A 12814-nucleotide genomic window follows, 5' to 3' on the forward strand; every position below is an offset into this window, starting at 1 on the left:
TATTGCCGTCCTCAACGGTATACTGCAAAAGCCTGCCGTCAGTATCATATTTGTCATAGGTGATTTTCTTTTCGAGCGTCGCATTGGTGTCCGTTCCCTTTTTGGTGTAGACAAACTTCGGCAGCAACAGATTGTTTGAACTCGTGTCGTCTGCATAGACCGTCTTCTTCTCTGCCAATTTTTCAGACCCGTTATAGCTTTCTATCTTCAAAGGGACGGCAATCATGTTTTTTGCAATGAGGTCGGTTATATATGGCTCGCCCGACATTGCGCTATCCTGTGGATAATAATATTTGGTCTCAATGGTCTCGTCATTGGAATTGGAAGTGACCTGGCTGCTCAATTGCTGGTGCAGGGGATTGTTGTAATTGAAGGTTTTTGTGGTGGTGACAATTCCGGTCTCAACATTGGAAGAATCGTAAAAATGCTCTATGGTTTCTGTATTCTTTAGATAGAACCATGCAATTGGGAGATGCAAATTTATAGGTTCGTAGAAAAATTTCACATCAGTCGGAACATAACACGCACCATAAAGGAAAATATAAGGCTGCGGCGCAATCAACGGATTAAGAGAATTTTCACTCACTGCAAGGTTGCCATGCCTAAACATTTTAAAACCATCAATATATGAGATTTTTGAATTATCTTCAACGTAAGTGTTGATTTCATCATTTAGTAAAAAGTCGCTATTTTCGGATGTCTTGTATATTTTTTTCTCTAAAACTTTTCCTCTTTTCCAACTGCTATAAATTTGAACAGTCGGATCTCCCCAAGGTATCAGATCGGGATCTGTAGAAAATTTATATAATGTATAGCCGTTAGTTTTTGTACTGTCCAAAACTGAAACATTTTTTTCCTTGACATACTCATAAGCGACACTGTTTCCTTCAATGCCATACCTGGAATTTGACGTAAGGCTATACGAATTGTCATAATTTGCGCCAAACAAAAGTCCTCCACCCGCTCCACTACCAGTTTCATTGGGACATATCACTAAAGAAACATTAGAAATGTAATTGTTGAAAAATGAAACAGTTTTTTCATTTACCAGCTTACCACTCGACAAAAGCGCATTTGTTGCATCACTATAATCATAAGCTTTTACAGAAACAAGGGCATTATTGTGATTATAATTTTCAATCGCTTTTATCCTTAAACCCGAACCATTTACATTTTTAGGGCTCAAGTCGTCGTTTACATATCTTAATTGGAAATCGGATATTTCCATAACACTTCCGTAAGCTTCCAGAAGGACGTATCCCGACCCTGAAAGGTTTGCAAACTCAAAAGTATGTGTTCCTGTTGGTAGGCTTGATGAACTTGCGGTATTCATGACAATCCCATTTATAAACATCCTGACCTTGGCGTATTCATAGTGATGGGGGGTATCGTCATTTTTAACAACTGTAAATGACATTTTACCAGTTGAATTGTTGAAAGTTATCGGAACTGTTTCATAATGCACACACTCGGGACCTGGATTAATGCATACGAGATCATCGTCGATGCCGGGACCCATTACTGTAGAAGCAGCAGCTTCTGGCACTCCGGTTCCCTGTACCATATTATGGCTAATTGTAATAAGATCATATTTGCCTAATGCATTAACACCAAAATATTGGTTCGGCTCATAGTTAAATTTTGTCCATCCTTTGGTTGGATAGTGAATTTCCTTTAGCATTCCGGCCTGAAGTGTTTCGGGATTCACTGTCCTGTTCGCATGGCCAACTTCAACACTGTAAGGGGCAGGAATAAAATGTTTTGGAATAAGGTCAATGTTTGCGTGACCATTGTAGTAGCCATAGTAATCCTGGGCTTTGGAAACCTTAGCAGGTAAATCAATATCCGAATAGACAAATTCATGGGCTTCCCCTTCAACAAGCGTAAGGATTCTATCCAATTTTAAACGTTTTATCTTATATGCTGTGGGATTGTATTCTGGTGAATCGAAATAAGAATATTCGAAAGTATATCCTTTTTCGCTTGTGAATACAGATTCTTCTAGTTGTTGGATTTCGATTGAACTGAGAGAACTATTCCCGTCCACCAAATCGGCTCTACCTGCAGTTTTATTGAAAAGTACCCTGGATTGACCATTATTGAAAACAATCGATTCTATTTTTTTTGTCTGTGTTATTGTAGTGCCGCCCTCATTAATCACTCCACTTATAGTTTTGTCGTAATGTTGGCCGTCTCCACACGAACAATTCTGACCAGTATCATGAATTACGATTTTTTGAGAAAAACTATAGTCATTTATCGCACCATCTTCTTCATAGTTAAAGTCGATAATATTATTATTTGGTGTTTTAATCTGATCGACATACCAGGCACTCGTATAAAAGTCATTGTGGGTTAATGTCCTCAAAGATTTATCTGCAGTATGGTCAAAAAAGTAAATATTGCCCGAAGTATCGGTAATCTTAAAGCGTAGATATTGAGATGAAGAATAAAAAATTTCAACCTTGAATGCATCGGGCGGAAAAATAACAACATCACTACTATCTTTATTCCTGATATAAAAACTTCCATTTGTTGTAGGCGACGAAAAATTGTAGACATCCTTTATCCTGGACATGTCCAGATGGTCTGTTTGAACTGGTCCTCCGCTAAATTCATAAGGATGTGCATTAAAATGGGCGATGATAGAATCTGCATCAGGAAGGATATCGATAAACTGGTTGTTCTGATCTATTCCATCGCGTGGACTTAGAATGATTTGCGCACCAAAATTTAAGTTCCATCCTAATCCGACCCAGGTTGCCTCCTGATTCACTTTTATTCCTGAAGCGTGATAATCTAAACTGATTGGAATCGAAAACCCATGGTCTTCAATCGTGTAAAGGGGTATTGAAATATTCGGCACTCCTGTAGACAAATCCACAGGATACTCCCCATATTTCAAAAACGCGGCAGCCTCAGGAGTCTTAGGGGCAAAGTTAGGGACTTCAAATCCTGTTGTTTCCTGGGCTTGGATAAAAGGGGAGGACAATAGCGAAAAGGCAAGGAGGCATCCTCGCCATTTAAACAGGAAGGGGTTTTCCATAAATGGTAGTATTAATAATGTTTGTTCTGATTAGCAACCAAATACCGGAAAACTGGAAAAAATTACATGGCGTATAGGCAATAAAAAATATTCAATTCCACGGCAAAAAGCCAATGGAGATAATTCAGTACAGGAAAAATTGCAACCAACAGTCCTGGCAAACGATTGGTATTTTGAAACAAAAGTTGAAGTCGTATTTACTTTCAATGATTATTCTTTTTCAATAGGTTAGAAATATAAATCGGATACCACTAACTCTGGAACATTACCACCATTGCCAACCTGTTTTTCCCTGATTTTTATTTAAATTACGGACATTGAGTTTCAACCGAAATGCCACTATCTATTATCATATCCTTAACCTTGCCGCCCTTTATAATAAAAATCACAGATCCAGCCGACATGAATTTTTGATTTTTATTAAACGAACGATTGAGATCTTGAGATTTAATAGAATCGCAGTAATCAATCACGTTTGCAAAGACCAGATTTTCATGAATTCCCGAAAAGAAATAAACGGTATGGCTCACATTTGAATTGGATAGTTTCTGCAATAATAGATTGGTGCGATTCAAATAGTTTTCATTTACTTTCTGTTGCTTTTGCGTAAAGTCACTGTCGGACCATTGCAATGACTGCAGCACTTTTTTCTTGTTTTTATCATAGTTATATCCTTTATGATATTTTTCTAAGATCTTATTTTCTTTGAAAAAAGTGTTGAAATCAAATGCTTCATATTTTGGGAAGATTAAATAGCTTTGCTTAGAACCGTTTTGATAAAGCCGTTCGATGCATTTTTTTATAATATTTGCTTCATCTTGTTGTGAAATTTTTTCAGCGTCTTTTTTACCGCATCCGGAAATTGTGAAGCTGATTGCAAATAAAATAGCGCCGAGTAGCAATGTTTTTTTGATGTTATTTTTTTGCATGAGGTTTTTGATTTTCATATGGAACTTCTACTTTTCTTCCGTCTTTGAGGATAAATAAAGAGGTATCGGTTGAACGCTTGTAAAGTGTTGGTAAGTTAGCTTCCTCTCTAAAACCATTTATCCTGTTATCTACAAAACCGGGGCCTTCTCCAAAATCAGTAAATATACCAAGTCCGTCTTTCTGGTCTTTGCTTTTTTGTTTTTTCCACCAATCGGCGCGGTGCAGGAACTAGCTTTGGCTATTCTGGTTATGGTCGGAAGTGGGTTGCTTTGGATTTGGAAAAAACTATAAAAAGGAAAAACTACCTTAATTAGGTGGTTTCAAGTTAATTATTAGTCATTATTAAAGTATCGTAATTTTCGGAATATATTAAATAATTTTTATTTTTTATTCGTTCAACAAATTCAACTTTTAATTTCTTGTCGCTTGTATTATAAACAGTATAAACACCAAGGGTGTAATTAGGGTTATTTAATCCAGTAATTGTTAATTTATTGAACGATTGTTCTAAAAAAGTTTTTAAAACATTATTTATTTCAAAATCTGATTTAAACTTTAATGTCGCTAAGGCGAAGTTTTCTTTCTTTTTCAAATCAATAATAATTAAAGAAGATACAATACCTATTTTGGTACTGTCTTTATATTTCTTTAAAAAATCAACGACTGTTTTATTACCAAGCACCTCGTCTTTAAGAACATTCAGGTTGGTAATTTTTAGGCTACTACTTCCAGATATTACATAATTAATTGCTTTGGATTTATTGCAATGAATATAATTTATCGGTTCTTGTGAGAATGATTTAAAAGAAAGAAATATTAATATAAAATATAAGATTTTCATTTTTTGCTTTATTTAGTTCTAACTGGGTTTTGTGTTTTCGACGAAATACTAATTGAATTAATCATAGTGGCATCTTTCACTCCTGGGGTACTTTTTATCCATCTCGTGTTTGGATTCGCATTTAAGACTTGGTTTGTATTTAATCCCATTCCAGTACTGTATTCGAGCTTACTGCTTTTCACCTCATTAGTCGGCATATATATGTTTACTCTGTCGTTTAACAAAGTTTTAAATGCTTCAAGATTACTATTTCCATAATCGCCGTATCCAACAGAACAGAAATTGAGAATGAAGTTACCGCCATTCTTCACTTTATTTCCTAAGTTTAAAAAATATCCAACTTGCTTTTCTCCATCTGTTAAACCAACTCCGTTTTTTGAATTATAACCTAGCAATTCGGAAGTAGTAATTGAGTTTTCTTCATTCATGTGTATATTATCTTCGATTCCAAAGTAATTATTTTCTTCTCCAGCTGCACCGTGATTTGAAACAATTAAATTGTCTAATGAATGATTACCAATACCTATCGCGTCCAATGCTTTTGATGCAAGTGATAAACTCCCAACTGCAAGAACTGACCAATTCCCATTTTGAAATTGTTTATCTGAAGCATTCATTGAATTTCTATCTTTTTTATTACCTACTACTTCAACATAAGCATTTTTTGATTTTCCTGTTAACAGTTTAAAAGCACTAACCGCATCTCCTTCGGTAAATTTAACCCCACCCTCTACTTCTTCAACTGCCATACCAGTTGGGTCTATATAACTTAACGGATTGTTTAAAACATAGTTATAAGGCGAATAATTGTGATACATTTCCGCAAATGGGTCAATAACACCCCAACGTCCAATGTCAGGCATGTATTGTCTAAATCCATAGTCGTAAACGTTAAGCCCCAGCTCGTCTTGGTACTCCTTCCCATTGTATTTATATTTATACTGCGGCTGCGCATTTACCGAGTTGTAGCCCGCTTGTTTAAGTCCGAACGGGTAGTAATGGTTGTCCTCCAATATTTCACTCGTCGCAATCTGACCGTCCTGGTTGGTATCCTGGTAGCTCAAACGGATATTACCCAAATGGTCGGTATAATTGAAAACATACATATAAGCGCTTCCTATTTTGTTGACATAACCTTCAGAATGCGAAAAGAACTTCAGGACATTATTCACATATTGGAAACCGCCAAAATATTTCGTCGTCGTCACCGCCGAGCCTATTGTAACGATTTTTTCAATTTTCTGTCCGCTTGCATCGTAAAGGTATTCAATATTCCCGTTTGTTCCAAAGGTTATCAAAACGGGCAGGTTCAAATGGTTGTATGTAATTTGGGTAATGCCCTTGTTATCGTCCCGTTTCATATTTCCGTTGAGATCGTATGCGTAATCGTCTGTTGTATCGTTGAATCCGTTGCTGTCGTCCTTGAATCCGCTCGACAGGTTGCTTGTGTCGGTAACCTTCATGAGCCTGTTGCCGCTGTTCGGGTCGTAGGAATAAGTAAGGTTGTCGATGCCGATAACAGGAAAAGCCGTATCCGAATCACCATTACGTGTCAAGGTCATGATGTTCCCGTTCCTGTCGTAGGTAACCGATTCATTGTAAGAATTGATATTGCCCGGCGTATCCGGTCTTTCGTATACTGCGTCGCGAAGCCTGCTTAAATCGTCATACAGGTAGCTGTATTTGCGCAGATTGTTTCCATTAACCGAACGCCAGTAGGTTTCAGAAATATTGCCGTTAAACAATTCCTGTCCGGTAAAATTATTCGTCGACGTTTCTACGGTATTGTAATTGATCTTGAAAGCAAAAAGGTCGTTGTCCTGCGTATTAAGTACTGCATTGTTAGTCGGGTCGTTGTTGATCCCGGTAAGCCAGCCTTTGACGTTGTACTGATAATCGACTTTCTGCAACGGAAACGCCGCAGTATTGCCGACCTTTTTCAAAACAAGCTTGCCTAAATCATCATATGTATTGTCGGCGATAAGCTGCACGTTGCCGCCATTGATTTGCTGCGTATGCATCGCCAGCTGGTCTTTTTTGGTGTATGTGAAAATGTCTTTCACGGTAATGACAGGATCGCTGTTAATTCTTTTGTGCTGTGTGGATGTGTACTCTGTTTTTCCGATGAAATCAAACTTGCTGTCTATCTGGTTAGAACCTCCGGGACTGTTCTCGTGGTTCCTGTTAAAAATCCTGATAGGTCTTGCCTTTTCATCATAAAGCATATAATTGGCATTATTCCGAAATGCCGAAGTGGTTTTAGTACAGCGCAGCCAAACGCCGGTGGTCAATCCTATCGGCTTAACAGTGGCATTGTAATAAACCGGCTGTCCTTCTACTGATGTCACAATCGAAGTCGGCGCGTGCGGGAACTCATAATTATCGTAATAATTGACCGACAACACATGGTATCCCGATATCGGATAAACCGCACTGGTATACCTAAAATTCACGCCGCCGACAGTAGTATCCGGCGCACCGGTCGCCAATTTTGTTTCATTGACTGTCGCCGTGTAATTATTTTGCATGTTCTTGCGGATCGTACTTGATATGAGCGGCGTAGGTGATGAGATCCAGCCATGGAGCACCACGCGTTTAAACGCATCATATTTGGTGATACTCCAACCATATTGTGTCAAATCGCTGAACGGAGGAAACACCGGCCCGACTGCAACTATCCTGTCGAGTTTATCATAAATGGTGTATTCCCATTGTTTTCCTGGTAATTTCTTCTCAATGAGCCGGTTGCGGTAATCGTACCGGTATTGGTAGCATAATTCGGATAGTTGGGCGACGACATTGGTCACCATTGGCGGAACCACAAAACTCAGGTTCCCAAATTGGTCGTAAACATAGTAGGTGTCATGCTGTGTTTGAGCCGATCCATTCCCAACGATGCCATAGGTGCGCCTTAAAACCACTTTACCTTCCCTGTTTTTAAATTCGACAATTGAGCCGTCGGTTTCCGATAGGCTGGTATTGTTCTCGTCATATGTAATTGATTTGACCAATTCGCCCGCAGGATAGTTAATTGTTTGCGACAAGGTCGGCACATAAACCTCGTCAGCGCTGAACGTAGCGTTGGACTGGTACAGTTTTACCGCATCGGCAGTCGTATTGAGCTGATAGTCGTATTTGATTTCGTGTCCGCTGCCCATAGCCCAGTCCGTCCCGGGAGAAGATTGTTTGATAACCCTGGCCAGAGGCGAATCCTCATATGATTTTTGATTGAATGCGACCGAAGTCCCATAATTAGATTGGTATTGCGCGATGGTTCCCGATTCCAAACTGTTTTCATTGATGTAAGCGAGCGTATTCTGCGAAGAAACAAACGGCAGAAATTCCTTAAGCGGTCGGCCTAAGGCATCATAAGTGGTGAGCGCGGCAATGTCTTTGTCATTCAGGGATTGCTTGCTTCCGATGATCTGTATCGGCCGGCCGATCCCGTCATAGTAAGTGATGTTGGTGGAAATGTCCTTTGGGTCGGTGATTAGTTGCAAATCGGTTACCGGAATCTTGGGTTTCATCGTCAGGATATAATTGTCGCCGTTGAATCCGTTCGAGCTCGAATTCGGAACGATGCAGCCCGAAATCGAGCCGTTAACTCCTGGACACAAATCCAAGTGATTGGCTACGTAACCTGTTGGCTGGGTACACGCTAAGATGGTTGGGCTGTTTTCACCGTAACCGTCGGCATCGGCATCGGCATACCATGTCAATCCTGAAGTAATTGTATTGTTGGCATCATCGCAATCCAGATGGTTCGACGAGCTGTTCGCCGGCTGGGTGCATTGGGTTCCCGCAACGGTTGTACTTCCAAAACCATCACCATCGGCATCTACATACCATGTGGGCCCTACGGTAATTGTAATGTTGCTGTCATTGCAGTCGAGGTTGTTGGAAGAACTGTTAGCGGGTTGGGTGCATTGGGTTCCTGCAACGGCCGTACTTCCGTAGCCGTCGCCGTCAGCATCCACGTACCAAATGAATGAGTTAATGGTGTTGTTGGTATCGTCACAATCGAGGTTGTTGGGCGAACTACCCGCGGGTTGGGTGCATTGGGTTGCCGCGATGGTCGTGCTTCCGTAACCATCCACGTCGGCATCCACATACCAAGTAGCTGCCAAGGTAATCGTATTGTTGGCGTCGTTGCAGTCGAGATTGTTTGGCGAAGTGTTTGCAGGTTGCGTGCATTGGGCTGCCACAACGGTCGTAGTTCCGTACCCGTCGCCGTCGGCATCTACATACCAGACTGAACCAGGATTGATTGTTTCATCATGATCATTACAATCTCCGGCAGTTGTCGTCCAGAGTGGTGTGGGCTGCCCGCATTGGGTAATGGAATGCATTGGGTTTCCGAAGCCATCTTGATCGACGTCGAGATACCATACAATGAGATTGATATTGTAATCCATATCATCACAATCGTCGTGGTTGAGCACCCAGCCCGGTGGCTGTGCATCGATGATCCAATAATGGGAAATGGCTTCATTTCCATAACCATCTCCATCGTCATCAAACCAATACATGGTGTAGTCATCTCCGGGACTGGCGGTAGTATTTTTCTGTGCATACAGGTTTGTTAAACCAAACACCAAACAAAGTAGAATATATTTGAATCTCATCTTATTGATTTTTATAGTGATACTGATTCTCACTCAGGATATTCCCATTTTTGTCTTTGACCCATTTCAATCGGCCAAAGTCATCGTATGTATATCTTTCAAGCTCTCCTTTTGGGTCTGTTATGGTACTAATTCCAATCAAAGGGATATAGCTGTAAGTAGTGACCATTGCGCTTCCTAACGAAGGATCACTGCGCAACGCATTGAGTGAAGTAATCACCGCAGCTTCGTTGCTTCCTGCAGAACTGGTTTGTATTGCAGTTATTAAGCCGGTCGGAATGCTGCTGTACGCCATATTTTCGAGCTTTGCAACGGGTAGTGTTGCGCCATAACCCCAAATGATCGATACCGGTGCGCCATTTTCCAACGCGTATTCAATGATGTGTCCGTTAGTGTCGTACTTGAACGTGATTTTCTTTTCGGCGCTGCCTGAAGTCCCGATTTTATTGTAAACGAATTGTGGCAAAAGTATAGGTCTCAAAGGATCTGCTGAAACAAAAGGAAAATATTGCGTAGTTTGCTCCGAAAGCTGTTCGGTGTTCTTGAAAGTCTGAGTCTGCAAAGGCACACCCGTCATATATTTAGTAATTAGATCGCTCTGGTAGGGTTGCCCGTTCATCTCAACATCCATCGGATAAAAATATTTAGTCCTCACATATTCACCTGTTGCATTGTTAGTATTGCTTTTGGTTGATCGCAGGTGATGGTGATTGGGCAGGCTCGTGTATTCGTAATCGGTTATCGTATTTAGGTTTGTGCCGTTGACAAGGTCATAAATGATATGCTGTTTTTGTTTCAGGATGATTTGATTGCTGAAATGCACATAAGCGCACGCTTTCCGTATGTTTCTCACTCCATCGACCTCCGTAAACGGACCGTTAGTTACCACCTCGCCATAAGTTTCCGACGATAGGTGGAGTGCCCTGATTTTCATGGTCAATCGGGTCTGATCGGTATCGTAGGTGTTCCTGGTTTCTTCGACGAGTTGTTGCAGCGCATTGTACTTTTTCTCGAACAGCACATTGCCCCTTTCATTGGCGAGGCTGTTGAAAGGCATTTTCCTTATGATGGTATTTATCCAGCCTGTGCCGGCGTCGTCAAACACGCTCACGTACGCAGGCTGGTCGACAAAGCCGTTGTCCTGGTTGGAATAGGTAAATTCGGTAAAACTGCCGTCGGCCAATTTTTCGACGACAGTCGAGTAAGTCACATGGCTGCCGTTGGTATCGTTGGCCGGTGCCATTGAATTGCTGCTCATCTTCATAAACGAGAACACCGGTGATGACCCGGACTCGTAATAAACCGGACGTCCCGACATGATGCCGCTTGGAGTCATGTCATTATTCTTGTAATCCTTCACATAGAAATATTCCTTTACGATCGGAGTGCCGCTGTACAAAGGGTCTGTGGTTATCTTTTTGATCCTGAGCCCGCCTGCAATCTCATTGTTATTGACAGCCGAAATCAGACCGAAGGTAGTCGTATTGGCACCGGTTGAGACTTTTTCCATATATTTCGAGAAACGGTGTGGCTCGTATTCAAAACTGGTAAATCCGCCCGTCGGATACTCGATTTTGGTGAGCGTTTCAGCCTGCATGTAGCTTGGGTTGGGCTGGCGAGTCAGGTAATAACTCGCGCCATCTGTAGGAACGCCGTCATTATTGATGCCTGTGCCGTTGTTATAAAAGCCCCAATGATCACTTTTCTTTGAATTGTAAGCGGGCAGCGACTGCGAATTGTAAGTAAAGAAATGTCGTTTGATTACAGGGCTTGTTCCAAGTCCCGATTCCTCGATGCCAGTGAGGTGCAGCCTTTTCGTAGGATTTTCCATATAATTGAAATGCACTTTTCTGACGAGGTCGGTTGAATTTTTAAGTACCGTCATTTCATCGAGCTTGAACCAATGCTTGTTGGCCATATAATGCCCCTGCAGGTTATTGCCTGGCTCATAGTCTGCGTTTAAGGTATAAGCGCTGAACGGAGAAGTGACGCCGGTCGTAAAATTGAATTCAAGGTCATCGGCAATTGATTTTATAAAGCTAATCTTTGTATTCTCGGTCGTAATGCTTTCCAGATAAGTCACATATGACCTCGAAAGGATTTTGTAATCTGCGCTTCCGCTCGAAGAGCTATTCGAACCCCATATGTAACCCATGGCCGATGTATTGATCGATTGCGTAAAGACCGCCCTGTTGGTAGCCTGGTTCGTAGGATATTCAAAGCTGTCGCCTTCAAGCGCATTGTAGGTGAGTACGATTTCCTTGTTATTGGGCAGGATAATCTTGGTCAGATACCAGGTCTTGGCCATGAAGCGGTTGTTGTTAGGGTCGGAAGTCCCGTGTGTGGTCGAGGCGTTGAATTCGATCGAATTCGGCGTCTTCCCGAAAATATATTGCGTACCGTCATCGGTGGTGAGCGTAAAGCCGTAAATGATGCGCTTTAGCGTGTAAGGACGATCGGAATGGGGATTGGTAGGGTAACCGATATCTTCAATTATAAAATTGTCCTTGAGTTCACTCTCGATCTTAAGGTCGATCTTTTGGTTCGCCTCGACGACCCATTCTCCTTCATGGTTTTTATAAAAACTTCCCGATATACCGTTAAAGTTGAACGAAAACTCGTCAGGTGAAGGATACGCGCAGGCGGGAATGCCCAAACAATCAAAGAAATTAGACATTGTCACAGGCGAGCTCCAGGAATTGGTGTTGAGTTGATCGTAATGCGTATAATAAGAAACTATTGAATGGTCAGACGCGTAAGGGTCTAGCATTTCATCGGGATTGCCGATCATATTACGAGTAATGGCGCCGCCCGCGCTCAAGTTCCAGCCGAGCCCCACCCAACCCGGACGTTGCTCAGGTTTGACGCTGGCCAAATGATAAGAGAGGGTAATGGGCATTTCGAAATTATCGACCTTAACGGTGTAGAGGCTGATGTTCACATTGGGCATCCCGTTGAAAAGGGTCACGGGAATATCTCCATAAGTACCAAGCGAAGCCGCATTAGGGCTTGGCGCGAAGACAGTCGGCAAATAGTCGCCGGGTTTGGTTATGACCTGGGCATAAGTCAGGTTAATCATGCTACTTAGGATCAACGAAGCTACAATTGAAATTCTTTTCATGATAAAATTACTTACTGGTTTTAATTACCTTCACGCCGTCACTCTGTACGTTGGTCTTAATATTCACGATATAAACCCCCTCCGGGTACCCACCCAGATCCACCGGCACTGTCCGTCCGCTAATCTCAAACTGTTTCAGGACATGCCCGCTCAAATCCACCACCGTCGCCGTCCCGCTCTCATACTCATAATTCACGATCACATTGGTAAACCCGCTCGTCGGGTTCGGCATCGCCTCCAGGCTCTTCTCT

At 41.7% G+C, this 12814-nt stretch carries 6 protein-coding genes; all 6 read right to left on the reverse strand.

What is annotated here, in order from left to right:
- Positions 1-3046: hypothetical protein (locus VK541_RS15920; protein ID WP_324371295.1), on the reverse strand; the 3046-nt coding region annotated here is incomplete at its 3' end.
- A 308-nt stretch (positions 3047-3354) separates the two neighbouring features.
- On the reverse strand, positions 3355-3993 hold the full coding sequence (locus VK541_RS15925; protein WP_324371296.1) for a hypothetical protein: 639 nt from the start codon (positions 3991-3993) through the stop codon (positions 3355-3357).
- A gap of 308 nt (positions 3994-4301) precedes the next feature.
- Positions 4302-4817, reverse strand: coding sequence for a hypothetical protein (locus VK541_RS15930; RefSeq protein WP_324371297.1), 516 nt, complete (start codon positions 4815-4817; stop codon positions 4302-4304).
- 8 nt (positions 4818-4825) lie between these two features.
- Positions 4826-9442, reverse strand: a complete 4617-nt coding sequence (locus VK541_RS15935; protein ID WP_324371299.1) for a DUF6443 domain-containing protein — start codon at positions 9440-9442, stop codon at positions 4826-4828.
- A gap of 1 nt (position 9443) precedes the next feature.
- Positions 9444-12563 (reverse strand): hypothetical protein, encoded by a 3120-nt coding sequence (locus VK541_RS15940; RefSeq protein ID WP_324371301.1) that lies wholly within the window; start codon positions 12561-12563, stop codon positions 9444-9446.
- 7 nt (positions 12564-12570) lie between these two features.
- A partial coding sequence (locus VK541_RS15945; RefSeq protein WP_324371303.1) for a T9SS type A sorting domain-containing protein occupies positions 12571-12814 on the reverse strand: 244 nt, incomplete at its 5' end.

Source organism: Pedobacter sp. (genome assembly GCF_035317785.1).
Lineage (GTDB): Bacteria > Bacteroidota > Bacteroidia > Sphingobacteriales > Sphingobacteriaceae > Pedobacter.